Raw genomic sequence first — 21295 nt, 5'->3', positions numbered from 1 at the left:
TGAACAACTCCCCTTATTTCCTATCTAATGAACTAGTACAGCCCTATCAATTCCAAAAAGATATAAATACCTCTCTTTAACCTTCTTGCCTGTTACATACTCTAGAGCTTCTGAATAGTATTTCAATTGACTTCGATATTTTTCTATTATTTCATGTAATGTTTCTTCAGTAACATAGTCAGTTTTATAATCAATTAATATTAATCCATCCTCTTCTTCAATATATAAATCTATTATACCTTGAAGTTTTATAGTATCATCGTTATATCTACCTCCATGCTCTAGTCCACCAAGTTCTTCAAAAATTTCATACGCCTTAATATTTAGAGCAAATTGACGCTCTCGATACAATCTACCTTCTCTAAGTGCATTAATTATTTCTAATCCTATTTCTGATTTTACTAAGTTTAAAATTTTATTTGGATTAACCGAATTTCCTTCTTCAAAGGTAATTAATTCTTTGTCTATCATATCATTTATTTGCTTTTTTATATCATCAATACTTTCAGTTTTAACAAAGTCAATATATTGAACAACGTTATGCATTGCTGTTCCCTTCTCTGCAGGTGTAAGCCCTTTTTTCTCTTCCATAAACAATGGTCGTTTCTTTAAAGATGGTATTACTCTTTCTTTTGTAACCTCTTCTTCATTAAACCTCTCCATTGTCTGTTCTCTTTTTTTAAGCTCTGTTACTGTCATAACAGTTGGTAACCCAATTGCTTCTTGAAATTTATACTTATATGACAATCTATCATCTACAGCATCTCTGTATTTATTTTTTGTTGGTTCACTGAGAAGTTTAAATATTTTCTGCGATATTTTCTCCTCTTCAGTACCACTCTTCTCAATTAACATATCAATAATTTCATATCTATCCCAAAAATGAACACTCCATCTTGAATCATGATTAAACATTGAAAATGTTTCAGTGATTAAAAACTCATTTCTCTCTCTTAAGTTTTTTCCATCCTTATGAAGAAGTAATGCGCTTACAATCCAATCTAAATAACTTTTACATCCTAATACGCTGCTGCTTATAATTTTCTTATTATCATGAAGAAGACCTTTTGCAATGCTTTTTAGATATTTATCAATATCCTTTACAGTAGAAGTTAATATTAGTTTTTCTCTAGCTCTTGTGAAAGCAACATAAAGTATTCTCATTTCCTCGGAAATAGTTTCCTTTTTCATTTTAGACTTAATTATTTCCTTATATAAAGTTGGATAACTGATTCTCATATTAAGATTTACATAATCTGGTCCAAATCCCAACTTATCATGAAATAAAATATTACCATTAAGATCCTGTAAATTAAATTGTTTTCCTAACGTACTTAAGAATACTATTGGGAATTCTAACCCTTTACTCTTATGTATACTCATAATTCTAACAACATTTTCATTTTCACCAATGACCTTAGCAGCTCCCATATCACCACTGCTCTTCTTTAATTTGTTTATAAAATTTATAAAGTTAAAAAGACCTTTATAACTTGTATTCTCAAAATTCTTAGCTCTTTGATAAAGAACTTTAAGATTCCCTTGTTTCTGGATACCACCACCCAAAGAACCAACAAATCCAAAGTATCCTGTTTCAGTTATTAGCATCCATATGAACTGATCAAGCGGCATATACCTACTCTTTTCTCTCCACACTTCAAGATTATTTATAAATACCTTAAGTGCGTACTGAAGCTCTTCTCTTAATTCAATCTCTTCTTCAGCATTTACATCTCCATCTCTATATTTGACACATGCTTCATAAAAACTCTCTTTTGGATTACACTTTCTTATATCAACAAAATCCTCAGGGAGAAATCCACCTATAGGTGATCTCATTGTTGCAATTAGATGTATGTCTTGCATTGGATTATCAACTATATGTAATAGAGATAATACTGTTTTCACCTCTACTGCTTCAAAGTACCCATTTCCCACATCAGCATACACAGGAATTTCCCGTTTTTTTAGTTCTTCCATAATAATCTCAGATGATGTAGAGGTACTTCTTAGAAGAATAACTATGTCTCTAAATTGAGGATTTCTGTATTCATTAATCTTTTTATCGAAAACAAAATACTCTTTATTACTTATTAGTTCACTAATCTTGTTTGCTATAAATCTTGCCTCAACCTGTATTTTAGATAGTTCTTCTTCATCACTATCATCTTCAAAATCATTTTCTTCATTATCAGGGTTTTCCATTTCAATCATATGTAACTCTACATCTCCACTTATGTGCCCTTCAACATCTTCTTCATTCCCAAAGAATGCACCAAAGTTTAATCTCTCTTTTTCATCATACTCTAATTCTCCAGCTTCCTTACTCATTATAAGTTCGAATATGAAGTTTACACTGTTTACTATATTTTCACGACTTCTGAAATTTTTATAAAGGAGAATCTTTCTGTACTTTCCTTCTTCTTCTATGCTATACCTCTCATATTTATCCATAAACAACTTTGGATTAGCCTGTCTGAATTTATATATACTCTGCTTAACATCTCCAACCATAAAGATATTTGGTTCCCCTATTGGTTCTCTTGAAATCATATTAAGTATTACTTCTTGAACCATATTAGAATCCTGATATTCATCTATCAATATCTCATCATATTTTGATCTTAATTCTTTTGCAGGATTAGAGGGAATATACCATCCATCTTTAATAATTTTTTCTCCATTCTCCTCTTTGCTGACTAATAAATCTAATGCATAGTGCTCAAAATCAGTAAAATCAATTATTCCTCTTTCTCGCTTTTTCCTCTTAAACTCATTATTAAAAGATATTATTAGCTCCTTCAAAGCATTCATAATACCATACATGCTATTTATGTCTTCAACAGCACTTTTGCCACACGAATTATTCAATCTATCTTTAATCTTTTCAATATTCTTCTTCACCGTATTTCTTATATCAGTCGCTCTATCCTTGCTTCTTTTGTCTTTAATATTTCTTATGGTTTTCAACCTTCCAAATGAAATGTTATTAACACTTCTAATCATTTCATTTAAGCCAATAGTTCCAAGGTGAATAGCTGTCCCTATTAATTCAAGTTCTTGTTTAAAGGTTTCTTCATTTGGAAATAACTCTTCACAACTTTGAACAACATTTACCCCCTCTTCCATCTGTAGATAAATTCCTCTTAGTTCTGAAATAACATCTTGAATCAATATCTCTCCCCATACAGTTCCATCCATTGATTCTCTATTACCAAGATTAAATTCCTCACATTTTTCTTCAAGCCATTTAAAGGGTTCAGGTAAACTCATTATTTTATTGAATATGCTAAGAATAATTTCTTTTAGTGCAATATCATCTCTATTAGAACAAAAAGCTTCTACAAGTGTTTCAAAATCTTTTTCCCCCTCTTGCATTCTAATATATTTTTCTTCAAATACTTCCTCCAAAGCCTCATTCTTTATGAGTTCTATCTCAGTAGGATCACATACTCTAAAACCTGGATCAATATCAAGCATGTGAAAATTATTCTTTATAACCTCTAAACAGAATGAATGTATTGTTGTAATACTTGACCTGTTCAGCAGAGTAAGCTGTCTTTGAAGATTCTTTGAGGAATTATAGTCATTTTCCTTTTGAGCCAAATTAATTGCCTTTGAAATAGCCATACCAATTCTCTCTCTCATTTCTGAAGCAGCAGCATTAGTAAAGGTAACAATGAGCAATCTATCAATATCAACAGGATTTTCCTTGTGAGTTATCATTTCAATAATTCTTTGAACTAAAACTGCTGTTTTCCCTGACCCTGCAGCTGCTGCAACAAGGAGGTTACAATCTCTGGTGTGTATTGCACTACTCTGCTCTTTTGTCCATTTCACATCGCCCATTACTTTTCCTCCTCCTTTGTCATTTCTATTTCATTCTTCTTTTCCATATCTACATTATCATTTTTATTAATTAAATCCCAAATAACATTATCCTTAATATCATTGATTATTTTATAATTATTCTCCTTTAATACTGGATCAAAGGCACAAATATGAGAATAATCACAGTAAGTGCAAGGTGTATCTCCTGTTGAAGTCTTATAAGGCAAAATATCAATCTTTCCACTTAAAATGTTTGAACAAGTTTCTTTTAATTTTCTACGAACATGTTCTCTTAATAAACCAAATTCCTCTAAGGACGCCATGTTAGTACCAGTTCCTTCTCTTAAACTTCCATCTTTCTTTAAACCTGCCGGAATAATTAATGATAAACCTTGAATATCATTATCCATCTTTGTAACGATTTCACTGTCCTTTAACACAATACCCTTCATTTTTAATTTTTTAAGTATTTCATCCTGCAATTTATCTATGTTAATCTTTCCATTAGTTTTTATTATTGGATCATCGATTTTAAGATAGAATATACCAGCTGGAAAAACAGGTAACGCCTCTCTTATTTCTTCACGTTTTAACATGGCATCAAGATAAGTAACTAATTGCAATTGAAGCCCATAATACACTTGTGATAATTTTAAAGATTTATTTCCTGATTTATAATCAATTATTCTGAAATATTCTTCTGAATCCATTATGAGTCTATCTACTCTATCTATTTTACCGATTAATTTAACTCGAGTTCCATTATCAAGGGTTATCTCTATTGGTGAGTAATCTCTTCCACCAAACTCCATTTCATATCCATAAGGCAAGAATTCACTTCTTTTCATATGTTGAATTACTACCCATACAGATTTATTTAGTACCCTTTTAATTCTTCCACCAAAATATTCATACTTTGGTGATGCTTTAAAAATTCTACCTATAGGTTCATCCATCCCATCATCAATTATCTTGCTAATCTTTTCTTTGCACCAAGAATCTTCAAGTTCATTCCACTGCCTTTTTTCATTCTCAACATCCTTAGAAAATCTATCAATTACAGTATGCATGAAAGAACCAAGATCTGGTGCCGATAACTCAAATATTTTTCTTTCCTTTGCTTTTAATCCATATCTAATGAAATATGAGAATGGACATTCATTATATTTTTCAAGCTTAGATACACTGAATAAATTATCTTTTGAATATAGATTCTTAACGCTTTCCTCTGTAAGATTCTTTACTTTATTCTCATAATCAAAAAACTTTATGAGACTTTCTATTCTTTCACCATATCCATTATTTTTCTTAAACCATTTATATACCTCTCTCCAAAATTCATGAATTTCTTCTTCTACTGCCCCTTTTCTTATTGATAAAATTAAATTATTAAAGGCAGCCGTTTTACTTGGAATAAGTTCATTTACTCTCTTGGTTATGATATTTGTCTCTTCTTTAATATTAGGAAATATACTCTTCATTCTTGAAATTATCATAGAAGCTCTTAAAGTCTTTCCTTCTGAATCTCCAACTGGATAGCTCACTCTTAAAAATTTACTTGGAATTGATAATGTAGTGTATATCAAATATTGTTCTTCAAATGCTTTAGCTTTTGTGTCCTTAGCTACTTCAACCCCCTCTTCTCTTAATGCAATTCTATCGAAGTCTGATAATATCCCCTCTTCAAAGTCACCACTTGGGAAAACCCCATCATTAACACCTAATATGAAAAGATATTTTGTTTCATGACTTTTGATCCTCTCAATACTACTTACCATAACCTGATCTAATGTATTAGGAATAAACCCCATTTTATGCTGCTGTAACCCCATTTTAAGAATATCTGTGAACTTATCAACAGTCATTTTATTACCTTTAAAACCTTCAACCATCTGATCCATAACATCGATAATAACGTTCCAAATGTGACCATATTCACTTGAAAGTTCACTTTCTCCACTGTGTTCAAAACCATTTATTAGTTCACTTATGATGTCATAAAGTCCTAGTTTATCCATGAAAGCAAATAACCCAACTGCAATATCTTCACACACTTTATTTCCTTTTATAGAATCATGAAAAGGGGTTACATGTTCTATTAGTAAACTTCTAATATTATCTATTTTATTAACTCTTTGAATTATATCCTTGAAATTCTTTTCTTCATCTTCATTATCAATAGGAAGATCACCTAAAATATCAATATCCTCTTTTGATAAATCTAATTCAACTATCTGTTTTTCAGGTATTTCACCATCTTTTATTATTTCAATTAATCTATTTTCATCTACTTCTTCTATTTTGTTTCCGTCAATTGATACATCATAATACTTAATAAATTCCTTTTTTATATTAAATACCTCTATTAATTTCTTATACCAAATTGAATCATCATTCCATTTTTTCTTTCCTTTAATTCCGCTCATTAGTATGTAATTTTCAAGCAAATCTATACCTTCTTGATTCCATCCTAAAAGACCACATTTCAAAAATCTGAAAACAGACTCATAATTCCATTTTCTATTGTATATCTCCATAGATGAAAGTAATAGTATTACAATAGGATTTGAAGATGCTTCTTTTTTCTTATCCATAAAAAAAGGAATGTTATTTTCACTGAATATGGATTTAATTATATTTTCATAACTATCTATCTTTCGTGATACAACAGCTATCTCATTGAACCTTGCCCCTTTTTCTCTAACAAGCTTTAAAATCTCACCTGATAGATTCTCAACCTCTGAATATGGATTTAATCCTTTAAAAATACTTATATCTTCAACTTCTTTTTTATAAGGATTAAATGGATATTTAAAATAATTCTCTTCTAAGTACTGTAATTCTTCACTCTCAAACCTAGTCTTCTTGTTTTTACTCAGGTCTATAGGTGCTTTTAATGAAATTCCATTATTCTCACAAAGCTTTATTATCTTCTCTTCTGTTGCAATAATTGGATTAAGCACCTCTACCATTTCTTTTTCCCTTACATCTATATCCATATTTAAGGTGATATTAACCTCTTTAGTTCTCTTTAATAACTCTTCAATTATGTCATATTGTTGGGGAGTGAATCCGCTGAATTCATCAACCCAAATCAATGAGTCATCAAAAATATGGCAATTCTCAAGCTTCTCCCCCATTAATTTTAAATCATCATCGCTATCTATGTATCCTTCATGTAATCTACTATCAAACTTAGAAAAAATATTTTCTAAATCATTTATTTTATTATATAGAAGTGTATTTTCCCCTACTTTTAATTTTAATTCGTTTAATCCCTCAGGTGTTACATTGTATCTCTTAAATTCAGATATTATAGTTAAAAGTTTATCTACAAATCCACTATGAGCAGCTGCTTTTGAAAAAACTCTTAATTCATCCTCTATTTCTTCTAAAACACTGTATAGTATCATGCTTTTTCCACACTTATCAATATGCTTTTTAACTACTCCACCACATTCCTTAAATACCCAGTAAGCCATTCTCTTGAATGTTAATACGTATACATCATTTATCCCTACCCCTCCAATTGCTTCAATAACTTTTTTTTCACTTTGAAAGGATAATTGCTCTGGAACAAGTAATATAAGTTTTTGTTTTTTATTAATATCAACTCGTTTTTTTATATCATCTATACAATAGGTACTTTTACCAGTACCTGCTCTTCCATATATAAACCTTAAACTCATTTTTATTCCTCCACTAACTTCTTATTACTCTATTATAACATTCTCCTGAACCATTTAATGATAATATTTTTCCTATTTCATAAGTTTAAATCCTTTTGATAGATTACTTGGAAAATTTTAAATAAACCCTCTTGACACATAATAATTATTATTATATAATATTAATTATAATCAAGACTTTAAACTTTATATTGTATAAAGTTATATAAATAGCATTTGATTAAATTTATGTAAATATTGAGGAGGAAATTATTATGAAACATGTTTGTTTAGTATGTGGTTATGTTCACGAAGGAGACACTGCACCAGAAAAATGCCCAGTATGTTCTGCAGGAGCTGAAAAATTTCAAATCTTAGATGAAAACAATATGAAATGGGTAGACGAGCACGTAATAGGAGTTGCTCAAGGTGTTGACGAGGAAGTTGTTAAAGGATTAAGAGAGAACTTCATTGGAGAATGTACAGAAGTTGGTATGTACTTAGCAATGAGTAGACAAGCTGATAGAGAAGGTTATCCTGAGGTAGCTGAAGCATATAAGAGAATAGCTTGGGAAGAAGCAGAGCACGCTGCAAAATTCGCTGAATTACTAGGTGAAGTTGTAACTACTTCTACTAAGAAGAACTTACAAATGAGAGTTGAAGCAGAATATGGCGCAAACAAAGGTAAAAAGGATTTAGCTACTTTAGCTAAAAAATTAAACCTTGATGCAATACATGATACAGTTCATGAAATGTGTAAAGATGAAGCAAGACATGGTGCTGCTTTCAAAGGATTATTAGATAGACACTTTAAATAAAAAAGACCTAAGGGTCTTTTTTTAATGGAGAATTGATAATGTAGAATGGAGAATGAAGGATGGTTCTGACTAGGGTCAGAACCTACATTATATTTTTCTTCAGAACAATGGGAGTTTACTCATTTTCTCTGAGATAAAATATTGTATCTTAATAATTAAAATATCCCTAGAAACTTAACTCTCTAGGGATATTTTTATACTTACTTTTATTTTAATTTTAAGTTATTTATTTTTCCTACTAGGTCTGAAGATATTCCATTCAAGTCTTCAATTAATTCTTCTAATTTTAATATATTATTGGTATTGTTATCTATACTTGCTGCCATTTCTTCAGTGGATGCAGAGTTCTCTTCTGATACTTTAACAATATTATTAATTTCATTTGTTATTATTTCTGAACTTGCAGACATTTCTTCAGTAGCAGAAGAAACTTCTTCGATTTCTCTAGATACTATGCTTGTAGCTTCATATATTTTTGAAAACTTTTCATCTAGTTCAGTAACAAGTTCAAATTCTTTTTCAGTTCTAACAGAAACTTCATTCATAGCATTACCTGTTTCCTTGATTCCACTTTGAATTTCTTGTACAACTGAAAATATCTTTTCAACAGATTTATTAGATTCTTCAGCTAGCTTTCTAACTTCCTCAGCTACTACAGCAAATCCTCTACCTTGATCCCCTGCTCTTGCAGCCTCAATTGAGGCATTTAAAGCTAATAAATTTGTCTGTTCAGCAATAGCTGAAATTGTATCAGCTATCATATTTATCTCTTGTGATTTATCAGTAAGTTCCTTGAATAGTTTATGTGTATTTGTAACTACTTCAGTAATCTTATTTGAATATTCCTTTAGTTCAATCATTGTTTTATCACCTTGTTCAGCCTCTTCAAAAGCTTTGTTACCTTCAACAGCAACTAACTGAGAATTATTAGCAATCTGAAGAACTGCTCCATTTATACCATTAAGCTTTTCAGATGCTTCTATTAAACTATTGTTCTGAACAGATATTCTATCAGATATACCTTTAACAGCTGCATCCATTTCTACAAATTCATCTGAAGCCATATGTGATATATCATGTAATGTAGCACACACCTCATCAACTTTAACACAAGTTTTATTTACCTTTAATAACATATCTTGAAGTGAATCTAACATTCCATTTATGTACTCTGCAAGAGTTCCCATTTCATCATTACTTTCGATTTCTAATCTTTTTGTTAAATCACCTTCTAAATTTGACATATCTTTCATTTTCTCTAAAATTATATCTATAGATACAGTTTGATGTTTAGTAATTCTATTTACTAACAATCTTAAAAGAAATAATGAAATGATCATAAATATAATTCCACAAACCAATATTATTATTTCTATTTTTATAAGCATATCAAACTTTAAATCTACACCAATTATTAATTTACCTTTCCCTGTTTTCAAAGGAACATAAACTCTCATACTTTGAGATATATCTCTTAAATTATTTATATTTTTGCTAACTACAATTTCCTCACCTTTTACAGCTTGATTAAAATATTTCTCATATTTTCCTGAATTGTAGGTATGTCCAATATTATCATTTGTGGGACTATTGAAACAATATACCCATTGACTATTTTCATTCTTTTCTAATATGTATATTCCATTTATGAATCCTTTTGTATCATTTAATATCATTTCGATATTTTTATGAACTTTTTCCATAACTTCTTTATTATCTTTAACCGATTGTCCAATATCTAATTGAACCTCTTTTAGTTCATCATTAATTCTACTTACCATTGATGGTATTACAATATGAGTAATTTTTTTTGTCATTGAGTGCATTGCATTGTACATAACCACTCCAGCAACTATAAAAATACATACCATTAAGGCCATGATACTATTTGATATCTTCTTTCTTAAAGTTGTTTTTTTCCTTTTTACTCTTTTTAACACATAACCACTCCCTATCTTGTAAAATCATGCATAATTTAAATTTAGCATATTTTTCACTCTTTATATCAAATTATAATAAAATATAACAAAATTTTAATAATTTCATTAGATATGAACATCAAATGATGTTGAATAGAACAGGATTTGAGATAATAAGTATCACAAGTGGTTATAATGATTCCCCCTTGTTCCTTATAGTTTGAATATGTTTGTACAAGCAAAAAAAATTACAATTCTAAAATTGAAAGTTTTCTTTCACTTTACTTTGTTAAGAAAATATTTAAGTTATTTTTGGAAATATACCTTTGAAAGTTTGTCCTTTATGATGTATATTTATAATAGTAAGAAAATTTTAAATCTTAGATTAGGAGGCGGTATTATGAAAAAGCTTGTTTCTATAGAAAAAGCTATTTCTCATATTGAAGATGGAATGACTATAATGATTGGTGGTTTCCTTGCAGTCGGAACTCCTGAAAAGGTAATTGATGCCCTTGTTGAAAAAGGTGTTAAGGATCTTACAATTATAGCAAATGATACTTCATTCGTTGATAAAGGTTTAGGTAAGTTAATAGCTAATAAGCAAGCTAAGAAAGTTATAGCTTCTCATATTGGTACAAACAAAGAGACTGGAAGACAGATGACTGAAGGTGAAACTGAAGTTGTTTTAGTTCCTCAAGGAACTTTAGCAGAGCAGGTTAGAGCTGCTGGTGCTGGTCTAGGTGGATTCCTAACTCCAACTGGTTTAGGAACAATAGTTGAAGAAGGAAAAGAGAAAATCGTTATTGATGGGCAGACATATCTTTTAGAAAAGCCTCTTAAAGCAGATGTAGCACTTATTCATGCATCTGTAGTAGACGAAAAAGGAAATTGTTATCACGCAAAAGCTACAAAGAATTTTAATCCTCTTATGGCTACTGCAGCTGATGTTGTTATAGTAGAAGCTGAAAAAGTTGTTCCTGTTGGAGAATTAGATCCTGATATGGTTAATACTCCAAGCTTATTTGTTGATTACATAGTAGAGGGGGATAAATAGAATGGATAAGGGTCAAATTAGAGAATTAATAGCTAAAAGAGTAGCTAAAGAATTTAAAGATGGTGATGTTGTTAATCTAGGTATTGGATTACCTACTCTAGTTGCTAATTATCTTCCTGATGATATTGATGTTCTTCTTCAATCTGAAAATGGTTTTGTAGGACTTGGTCCTGCACCTGAAGAAGGTAAAGAAGATAAAGATATAACTAATGCAGGTTCTCAGCCTGTTACTATAATTCCTGGAGGAGCATTCTTTAATAGTGCTGAATCATTCACTATTATTAGAGGTGGGCATGTTGATGCAACTGTTCTTGGAGCACTTCAGGTTGATGAAAAAGGAAATTTAGCAAACTGGATGATACCTGGAAAAATGGTTCCGGGTATGGGTGGTGCTATGGATCTTGTTGTTGGAGCAAAAAAAGTTATACTAGCTATGGAGCACACTCAAAAAGGAAATCATAAGATCCTTAAAGAGTGTACACTACCACTTACAGCGGCTAATCAAGTTAACCTTATAATAACAGAAATGGCTGTTATTGAAGTAACTGATAAAGGACTTGTTCTTAAAGAGATTGGTCCTGAAGCAACAATTGAAGATATTAAAGCAGCTACAGGTGCTGAATTAATTATCGCTGATGATGTAAAGAAAATGGAAATATAACCTTCTTAAAATAAATTGAGAATGGAGAATTGTGAATTGAAAATGATGGATGGTTCTGACTGAAGTCAGAACCTACATTGTTTTATTCTTTGTGATGAAGATGTTTACTTATTTTATCTGGGATAAAATATTGTATCTTTAATTCAAAGTTTCTTATAATAAAAAGCTTGAACACTATTAATTCAGTGTTCAAGCTTTTTTTATCTTTTCTTTCATATCTATTACAATTCAACTATTCTTTTTCTTATATCAATATATTTTTCTTCTTTTATCAAGTTTTCTGCTTTAAGTTCATCTAAAGTGTAAATAAATTCATCTTTTTTGTTTTCAAGTCTACTAACCTTTTTTCTAAGCATTAATTGTCTCACATCATTTCTTGTTATAATCCCAAGCTTGTACAATTTATAAGAGTACTTTATAGTATCGTTAACATAGTTGTTGTTCTCATTACAATACAATATTCTGTTTAAAGTATAAATTCCTATCAATAGCAATATGCATAAAACTCCTAATCCCACTATTAATATCTTCATGATTATACCTCCCTCTAAAGAGTCTTTTTAAATTTATTTTCAAGTTCTAAAGATGCATTAAAATATTTATTCTTGTCGATTACTTCTTCTTCCTTAAGTTCCCTCAAATTTTCTTTAAGCGAGATATAATTTGTCTTTAAATTTACCCTCTTATATTTATTTAGTAACTCTTCATATTCACTCCTATTCAGTATGTTCATTTCTTTCATTTCAATGATGTTTAATACATTTTTATCCTGATAATTTCTGTCTAAGGTCATATTTAACAATTTGTTTAATTTAATCATCATGATAATTGCTAATGAAATTAGTATAGTCCCCTCAATATAAAGTATTATGTCAGCGAACGAAAATTCCATACTACCACTCCCAATTTTTATTTTTATTGTATTTATTATTACTTTTTTAATAATCCTCCAATAATTTATCACATTTCCACAAATTATTCAATATGTTTTTTAATACTTTATAATATGTTATTAATACCTTAAAAAATAATATCACAATCTATAAACATTATTACCTGGCTAATGTAAGGTTTATAGTAACTCTTCTAAATTAATAGATTTCAATTCATTTACTGTTTCCTTAAACCACTTTACAACCTCTTGATGTTTTATAGCTAATTCCTCACCATCTTTTATAAAATAAAAGTTATGAAGCCTGTTTACTACTTCTTCTGGTAAATCATAATATACATATCTTGTTCTAAAACTATGTCTGTATGGATTATACTTAATTCTTATAAGTTCCTGTAAAAAACCTAAGGAATACGTTTGATAAAATGCAATTGCTTCAATATAATTTTTTCTGTTCAATTCTTTTTTTACAAGAAATTGATAAATATTAAATATATTTTCTATACTCTCAATTCTATTTTTGAGCTTTTGTTCAAATTCCTTTTTATTTATAGGTTTACAGTCAGTTACATTACATTTATCAAAATGAACAAATGTTTCTCCATGTATTTCCTTCTGCAAGAATTTCATTTTACTACTGTGCTTAACAGCACAAATTTCTATTACTAAAAATTCACTTGTGTTCTCTAATTTATAAACCTTTTGATATGCACCTGGCGACATACTCTGTGGACATTCAAAGCTATGTTCTATTGGAGATAATGATTCTAATGCTTTATCAGTAAATTTAAAAATCTCCATAACCTTATCATCTTCCACATCAACTACTACATCAATATCTGACCATTCATCAACTCTTTTAAAAGCAGCTGATCCACATTGCCACATTGCGTAAACATAATCTAAAGGTTCTAATACCTCTACTATACTTTTTAGAATTTCTTCCCTTCCTAGCCATTTTGTTTTCATTAATATTCCTCCCATGATTTTATTTAAAATTAATATTTTTATATATCACTTTCAATTCATTTGATTTTTTTAATAAAGTATATGCTTTAGAATATTCTCCTTTTTCAGAGTAAATTTCACTTAAACATTCGTATGCAAAACCTAATTCCTTATTAGCATATATAACAAAACCTAAATATTCACTCCTCGTATATGATTCAATTTTGGTTATTGCTTCTTCAATTTCTTCTATAGCTTTTTGAAACTCATTTAACTTATTGTAATTTAACCCAATATAAATCTTTGAAGTTAGAATATATATGCAATCCATCATGTAATAAACTTTATTCCCACAGTTTACTTTATTTAAATCTTCAAGCGACTTATTATAATTTCCCAAATAGTATTCAGCTTTTCCATGCTCTATGTAATAATAAAAAGTCTTTTTCTCATCATTAAGCTCATAAATTTCAAGATATTTCAAAGCCTCCAAAGGCCTATTAATCATATTTTTATACTTTGCATAATTATGATTAAGTTTTATTAAATTCAACCTATTATTTGTAAATTCTACATATTTTCTTGCTTTATCCATATTAAATAAAAACTTATCATGATTATCATGTAGCAAGAAGGTTATTGCCATCATTCTATATGCATCATCTAATAGATAATATATTCTATTTTGATTTGATAAAGATATTACCTCTTCACATATTTGAATTGTTTTCTCAAACTCCCCTTTAGCAAAATATATAGCAGGCTGAACAATCAACATTTCAATTTCAAAAAAAATATCTTTACTAGTAGATTTGCCATATAATTCATATATCTTTTCTAACAACGGAAGTGCTTTATTATACTGAAAGTTCTTAATATGCATTTTAAGTAATTTCATACATGCTCTTGCAGCATCTACAAATAAAATGTTTTCAATATAAATATTACATGCAATATTTATATGTTTTTCCCCTTCTTCTAACTCCCCTAACATTATTTCACATGAAGCTAATCTATAAATAATATCTCCATAAATTTTACTTTTTTCATTAAATTTATATTCTGATAAAAATTTTATTATCTCTTTTTTAGTTGAATCATATTTTTTCTTTTGAATTAAGTTATCTATATTATTTAATTCAACTATTATTTCATCAAATGAAATTTGATTTTTGGGTACAGAATTATTTTCATAAACTATATCATCTTGAAAAAAATACCCTATGGGTTTGTTTAATTTTCTTGCAATATGTTCTAAATTCTTCATAGAGGGATTAGCATAACCATTTTCAATATGACTAAGCATACTTTTCTTCATCTCTGGTTCAGCTAGCTCAGATTGAGTCATTTTTAACTCTTTACGCAACTCCCTTATTCTTTTTCCTATTGTTGAAGGCATTTTATACTTCTCCCCTTTATGGTTAATAACTACTTTAATTCGCTAATTAGTTTAATTTATTTAAACTAATATATATTCTATATTTATAATTAATCAATTTTACTATTATAAGTTTATTTATTTTACACTCTGCATAATCTCCTCTATTGTCTATTTAATTCAATTATACTACAATAATTCCATAATATTCAATACAAAGTTTTTTTTGTATAATATTGATAAATATATAATTAATAATTGAAAGGGGATTATTATGTATCAAGAATTTAAAAATAAAGTTGTACTGATTACTGGTGGAAGTAGTGGTATTGGAAAAATTTCCCCTGGTGTAATTAAAACTCCAATGACAGATACTGACAGAGTTAAAAAAGAAGGATATGATGAATGGGTAAAAAAAGTAGAACCTATTGGTCGCATAGGTGAAGCTGAGGAAGTTGCAGAATCTGTTCTTTGGTTATGTTCTTCTAAATCTTCATTTATTACAGGGCATATACTAGCAGTAGATGGTGGTATTTTAACAAAATAGAATAAATTAATAGAAACAAGCTTGTAAGCTTGTTTCTATTTTGCACTTCTTGAAGCTATAACATTCACCCCTGTCCCAAGCAGGTCTTCAACTATGATGTCTCCTACATTTATTGGAGTTTTTACCTTAGTTTTATTTATCTCCATCATACAATCAAAAATCATATTTTTAGGAACTTCTCCATCTGTTCTAACAGGTAATCTTTTAAGATAAAAATCCTCAATTATCACAGTAGTACATATTACTCTAGTTGGATTTGTCACCTCTTTAACAGCATAAGTTACTCCTCTTTTGCATGTATTTCCTGTAACCTTATATCCTAACTGGCTGCTCTCATCCTTTTCTATAGTCATTCTGCATCCCATTGGGCATACGATACATACTAAATCTTGTTTATTCATGCTCCCCCTCCTTACAAAGTGAAATTTTAATTTCTTTAGCTTTAAGCTTTCTTATATCATCACCTAATATCTGTACTCGCTCCATTTCACCTGGGGCAACATGTCTCTTTCTTATCTTCTTAAACACTTTACCATTAATCTCAATCTTCATATATACATCTTTATATACATTATCTACTCTCATAAGAAGATTTACTTTATCCTTAATATTTTCAATTCTTATTTTATTAGGAATAATATATCTAATCCCTTTATCAGTTTCACACTTAATAAACTCTTCTTGTTCAACCAAATCACCTTTCACAAATCTCGCAGCATTTTCTCCAGCAATCATACTCTCTTCAGTAACATAATCAACAAGATCATGAACATGTACAACATTACCACATGCAAAGACTCCTGATATATTAGTTTCCATTGCTTCGTTCACTTTAGGTCCTCCTGTGATATTATACAATTCAACACCAGCACTTTGAGAAAGCTCATTTTCAGGTATAAGCCCCACTGATAAAAGTAGTGTATCACAATCATAATGTATCTCAGTTCCTTCAATGGGTTTTCTTCTCTCGTCAACCTTCATAACTGTTATACCTTCAACTCTGTCTTTACCTTGAATCTTTGTTACTGTATGCTCCATTAATAATGGAATATTATAGTCCTCAAGACATTGAACAATATTTCTAGTTAATCCACCTGAGAATGGCATCAATTCAACAACTGCTTTCACCTTACACCCTTCTAAAGTAAGTCTTCTAGCCATAATAAGTCCAATATCTCCTGATCCTAAAATTACTACTTCTTTTCCTGGGAGATACCCTTCCATATTAATAAACCTCTGAGCACTACCAGCTGTATAAACCCCTGCTGGTCTATAACCTGGAATATTTATTGCACCTCTTGTTCTCTCTCTACAACCCATAGCTAATATAATAGCTTTTGCATCAATTTTCATAAACCCATTCTCTGAATTTATAGCATGTATTTCCTTATTCTTAATATTAATAACCATAGTGTTGAGCATATATTGAATATTCTCTTCTTTAATCCTACCAATAAATCTTTCAGCATATTCCGGTCCAGTTAATTCTTCACCAAAGAAATGTAATCCGAAACCATTATGAATACATTGTTGAAGTATTCCACCAAGTTCTCTATCTCTTTCTATTATTAGAATATTATCTATACCATTTTTCTTAGCTTCTAATGCCGCTGCTAGTCCCGCTGGACCGCCACCAATTACAACTATATCAAATTTCATAACTATTCCCCCTATTCTTCTATATTAGCGGCAACTTGTTCATAAGCTTTACCATATAAATTATTATCCTTAGATACCCCACTTAGAATATTAGAACCACTGTTACCTTTTAATATTTCCTCAGGTGACACCTTAAGCTCTCTTGCTAATATTTCAACCACTCTTGGTCCACAGAATCCCCCTTGGCATCTTCCCATTCCAGGTCTAACTCTCCTCTTCACTCCATCTACAGTTGTTGCTCCAGCGTTTCTGTGAATCGCATCAACTATTTCTCCTTCTGTTATCCATTCACAACGACAAACAATATTCCCATATCTTTTATCTCGGTTTATTACCTCTTGCTTTTCTTCATTACTCAGTTCCATTAATCTTATCTCTTCTCTACGATTAATAAAGCATTCCCTCTCTTTTACATTAGGTATTTTAGTTTTAATTATATCTACTATATACTTTGCAATTGCAGGTGCTGATGATAATCCTGGAGATTGGATGCCTGCAACATTTATCAGCCCTTCAACATCACTGCTTTCTCCAATTATAAAATCACCTGATGTATCTACCGCTCTTAGCCCTGCAAAAGATGTAATTACCTTATTAAATGGAATCTTTTTAGTAGTTTTTGATGCTTTATCTCTTAAATAGTGCAACCCGTCAGCTGTTGTATCTATTCCTTCTTTATCCTCAATATTCTCTGCATTAGGTCCTACAAGGATATTTCCATGTACTGTTGGAGTAACAAGAACTCCCTTGCCAAGTTTTGTTGGACATTGAAATATAACACTATTTACAAGAGCTCCAACTTCTTTATCAAAAACAAAGTACTCTCCCTTTCTAGGAGTAATATCAATTTTATCATTACTTACGAAATTATTAATTATATCTGCATATACCCCAGCGGCATTAATAACATATTTACTTTTAATTTTATTACCATCTTTTAGTTGTATATTAAAACCATCCTTTGTTCTCTTTAAATCAATAACCTCAGAATTTAACATAAGCTCCGCTCCGTTATCCACTGCATTTTCAGCCAAAGCAATAGTTAACTCAAATGGTCCTACAATTCCACAGGTTGCAGCATGGAGTGCACCAATCACATCTTCATCAAGATTAGGTTCTAATAACCTAACTTCTTCCTTATCTAATATTTTTAAAGATGTAACCCCATTTTTTATTCCTCTATCATAGAGCATTTGTATATGTTGCATTTCTTCTTCATTAGTAGCAATTACTAATGAACCAATTCTCTTAAATGGAACATGTAGTTCACTACAAACCTTTTCATACATTTCATTTCCTTTAACATTGAACTTAGCCTTTAAAGTTCCTTCTTCCACATCATACCCTGCATGAACTATACCACTATTTGCCTTCGAAGTCCCATTGGCAACATCACTATCCCTCTCAATAAGTGCAATTGATAAATCATATCTTGATAATTCTCTCGCTATAAATGTGCCTATAACACCAGCACCTATCACTGCTACATCATAAATCATATTTTCCCAACCTTTCATTATTTTTAACAATAAAAAAAGTCGCAAAAACTCAACCAATCATTCCATTGGTTTTTTTGCGACTCATAATCTCATTCATATTATTCAGTTAGTTATATTTTACCACATTTTTATATGATTTTCCATTATTATTTTTTACTCTTCTTCCCATGCTTTTGCTCTATTAACTGCTTTCTTCCATCCAGCATAAAGCTTTTCTTTCTTTTCCTCTTCCATAACATTTTTAAACTCTCTATCTATCATCCAATTGTTAGTAATTTCTTCTTTGCTATTCCAGAATCCAACTGCCAATCCAGCTAAATATGCAGCCCCAAGTGCAGTAGTTTCAGTAACAACTGGTCTATTAACATTTACTCCAAGGATATCTGATTGGAATTGCATTAAGAAATTATTTGCAACTGCCCCACCATCAACCTTTAAAACTTGAAGTTTTATACCTGAATCTTCTTGCATTGCTTCTAAGACATCTCTTGTCTGATATGCAATAGACTCAAGGGTTGCTCTAACAATATGGTTTCTATTAGCACCACGTGTTAACCCCATTATACTTCCTCTAGCATACATATCCCAATAAGGAGCACCCAGTCCAACAAATGCAGGAACAACATAAACTCCATTTGAATCTTCAACTTTCTGAGCAAAGTATTCACTATCTGCTGCATCATTAATAAGTTTCATTTCATCTCTTAACCATTGAACAGAAGCACCACCTACGAAGATACTACCTTCTAATGCATATTCAACCTTACCATCTACACCCCAAGCTATTGTTGTCAATAATCCATTTTTAGATTGAATTCTATGTTTACCTGTATTCATTAACATAAAGCAACCTGTTCCATAAGTATTCTTTGCCATACCTTCTTTAAAACAAGCCTGTCCAAACAAAGCCGCTTGCTGATCACCTGCTGCTCCGCATATAGGAATGTTTGCCCCTCCAAAAGTTTGAGGGTCTGTGAATCCATAAATAGCACTTGATGGTTTTACTTCAGGCAGCATTGAATTAGGAATATCTAATTCATTTAACATCTTCTCGTCCCATTTGAGTTCTTTGATATTATATAGCATAGTTCTAGATGCGTTAGAATAATCTGTAACATGTGCTTTTCCTCTTGTTAAATTCCATATTAGCCATGTATCCATAGTTCCAAACAACAATTCACCATTTTCAGCTTTTTCTCTCGCCCCTTCAACATTGTCTAAAATCCATTTTATCTTTGTTCCAGAAAAATATGCATCAATAACTAACCCAGTATTTTCTCGAACATACTGTTCAAGCCCTTTACGCTTTAGTTCATCACAGATACCAGCTGTTTGCCGAGATTGCCAAACAATTGCATTATAAATAGGTTTCCCTGATTTTTTCTCCCATACTACAGTGGTTTCTCTTTGGTTTGTAATACCAATACCTGCAATTTCTTGTGGTCTAACCCCAGCTGTTTCTAATACTTCTCTAGCAACTCCACTTTGACTTCCCCAAATTTCCATTGGATCATGTTCAACCCATCCAGCCTTTGGATAAATCTGTGTGAATTCTTTTTGAGCAACTTTAACAATATTCCCATTGTGATCAAATAATATTGCTCGAGAACTTGTTGTTCCTTGATCTAAAGCTAAAATATACTTACCCATAAAATCCTCCCCATAGCTTTTCTAAACCATACCCAATTATTACTATTCAGTCTGTATTTTCTAAGTTCTATATTAATATATAACTTTCCTTTAAAAAATTAAATCTACAACTATTATTTTTTCACAATTTATAGATACCATATTTTCTCTTCACTAGTAGAAATCCCTACTGCTCCAGCATTTATACTATTGATTACATGTGATTTTTCACTTACTAATCCTCCAGCAATAACTGGTTTTCCTGTTCTTTTCACCATTGTTTCAGTTATAGATGGCATTATACCTGGAAGTATTTCAACTGCATTCGCATTTATAGTTCTAATTGTTTTTGTTCCAGTCACCAAGGATAATGAATCCAATAAAAATACCCTTTGGATTGCAAACATCCCTAACTCCTTAGCATGTTTAAGTAAGTTTGTTTTAGTACTAATGATACCATCTGGTTTTATTTCTTCAGCTATATGCTGTAGTGCTATAACATCTTTTGATGACCCTTCTAAAAGATCAATATGGACATATACTAGCTTTCCTTTTTCTTTAATTCTTAATATATCATCTTTTAAAGTAAATATATTCCCATATAGAAGAAAGATTACTTCACATGGAGAAATTAATGCTCTCTTTAATTTCTCTTCACTTTTTACTGCTGCTATGATGGGATTTTCTTGCAATCTACTGTATAGATTATCGCCCATTATATCACCCTCTATTATTATTTATTTATGTTTAAATTATTAAATTTTCTATCAATATTACTTTTATATTACCATT

Annotated in this window: 16 protein-coding genes; 4 read left to right on the top strand and 12 right to left on the bottom strand. The window is 30.3% G+C overall.

The features are described from left to right. Positions 1–24 precede the first annotated feature (24 nt). Positions 25–3849, bottom strand: a complete 3825-nt coding sequence (gene addA / locus OW730_RS11055) for a helicase-exonuclease AddAB subunit AddA (RefSeq protein ID WP_271229079.1) — start codon at positions 3847–3849, stop codon at positions 25–27. Continuing rightward, positions 3849–7520 (bottom strand): PD-(D/E)XK nuclease family protein, encoded by a 3672-nt coding sequence (locus OW730_RS11050; RefSeq protein WP_271229078.1) that lies wholly within the window; start codon positions 7518–7520, stop codon positions 3849–3851. Before OW730_RS11050 ends, addA begins: the two co-directional genes overlap by 1 nt. 251 nt (positions 7521–7771) lie before the next feature. Between OW730_RS11050 and OW730_RS11045 the strand changes: the two genes are divergently transcribed. Next, complete coding sequence (locus OW730_RS11045) at positions 7772–8317, top strand: NADH peroxidase (protein WP_271229549.1); 546 nt, start codon at positions 7772–7774, stop codon at positions 8315–8317. Between the two features lie 206 nt (positions 8318–8523). On the opposite strand, the gene OW730_RS11040 is transcribed toward OW730_RS11045, so the two are convergent. After that, positions 8524–10257: a methyl-accepting chemotaxis protein gene (locus OW730_RS11040; RefSeq protein ID WP_271229077.1), complete on the bottom strand. Its 1734-nt coding sequence runs from the start codon at positions 10255–10257 to the stop codon at positions 8524–8526. 379 nt (positions 10258–10636) lie between these two features. Between OW730_RS11040 and atoD the strand changes: the two genes are divergently transcribed. After that, positions 10637–11290, top strand: coding sequence for an acetate CoA-transferase subunit alpha (atoD, locus tag OW730_RS11035; RefSeq protein ID WP_271229076.1), 654 nt, complete (start codon positions 10637–10639; stop codon positions 11288–11290). Between the two features lies 1 nt (position 11291). Next, positions 11292–11951, top strand: coding sequence for a 3-oxoacid CoA-transferase subunit B (locus tag OW730_RS11030; RefSeq protein ID WP_271229075.1), 660 nt, complete (start codon positions 11292–11294; stop codon positions 11949–11951). Between the two features lie 221 nt (positions 11952–12172). Here OW730_RS11030 and OW730_RS11025 read toward each other — a convergent pair whose 3' ends face one another. From OW730_RS11025 to OW730_RS11010, 4 genes are all read right to left on the bottom strand, one after another. Then, entirely contained in the window at positions 12173–12484 is a 312-nt protein-coding gene (locus OW730_RS11025) for a hypothetical protein (RefSeq protein ID WP_271229074.1), read from the bottom strand. Positions 12485–12498: 14 nt separating this feature from the next. Then, positions 12499–12843: a hypothetical protein gene (locus OW730_RS11020; RefSeq protein ID WP_271229073.1), complete on the bottom strand. Its 345-nt coding sequence runs from the start codon at positions 12841–12843 to the stop codon at positions 12499–12501. Positions 12844–13023: 180 nt separating this feature from the next. Beyond that, positions 13024–13812, bottom strand: coding sequence for a hypothetical protein (locus tag OW730_RS11015; protein ID WP_271229072.1), 789 nt, complete (start codon positions 13810–13812; stop codon positions 13024–13026). Positions 13813–13831: 19 nt separating this feature from the next. Continuing rightward, positions 13832–15190 (bottom strand): helix-turn-helix domain-containing protein, encoded by a 1359-nt coding sequence (locus tag OW730_RS11010; protein WP_271229071.1) that lies wholly within the window; start codon positions 15188–15190, stop codon positions 13832–13834. 253 nt (positions 15191–15443) lie between these two features. Between OW730_RS11010 and OW730_RS11005 the strand changes: the two genes are divergently transcribed. After that, positions 15444–15716 carry an SDR family oxidoreductase gene (locus OW730_RS11005; RefSeq protein ID WP_271229070.1) on the top strand — a complete coding sequence of 91 codons (273 nt, stop codon included), beginning with the start codon at positions 15444–15446 and terminating at the stop codon, positions 15714–15716. A 35-nt stretch (positions 15717–15751) separates the two neighbouring features. Here OW730_RS11005 and OW730_RS11000 read toward each other — a convergent pair whose 3' ends face one another. From OW730_RS11000 to OW730_RS10980, 5 genes are all read right to left on the bottom strand, one after another. After that, positions 15752–16117, bottom strand: coding sequence for a DUF1667 domain-containing protein (locus OW730_RS11000; RefSeq protein WP_271229069.1), 366 nt, complete (start codon positions 16115–16117; stop codon positions 15752–15754). Beyond that, positions 16110–17375: an NAD(P)/FAD-dependent oxidoreductase gene (locus OW730_RS10995; protein WP_271229068.1), complete on the bottom strand. Its 1266-nt coding sequence runs from the start codon at positions 17373–17375 to the stop codon at positions 16110–16112. Before OW730_RS10995 ends, OW730_RS11000 begins: the two co-directional genes overlap by 8 nt. Before the next feature lie 11 nt (positions 17376–17386). Next, positions 17387–18874 carry an NAD(P)/FAD-dependent oxidoreductase gene (locus OW730_RS10990; RefSeq protein WP_271229067.1) on the bottom strand — a complete coding sequence of 496 codons (1488 nt, stop codon included), beginning with the start codon at positions 18872–18874 and terminating at the stop codon, positions 17387–17389. A 153-nt stretch (positions 18875–19027) separates the two neighbouring features. Beyond that, positions 19028–20524, bottom strand: a complete 1497-nt coding sequence (glpK, locus tag OW730_RS10985; protein WP_271229066.1) for a glycerol kinase GlpK — start codon at positions 20522–20524, stop codon at positions 19028–19030. A 128-nt stretch (positions 20525–20652) separates the two neighbouring features. Further along, on the bottom strand, positions 20653–21219 hold the full coding sequence (locus tag OW730_RS10980) for a glycerol-3-phosphate responsive antiterminator (protein WP_271229065.1): 567 nt from the start codon (positions 21217–21219) through the stop codon (positions 20653–20655). Between the last annotated feature and the right edge of the window lie 76 nt (positions 21220–21295).

This window comes from Oceanirhabdus sp. W0125-5 (assembly GCF_027938815.1).
Lineage (GTDB): Bacteria > Bacillota > Clostridia > Clostridiales > Clostridiaceae > Oceanirhabdus.
The sequence above is the reverse complement of the archived record's forward strand: the minus strand, read 5'-3'. Positions and strand labels throughout refer to the sequence as shown.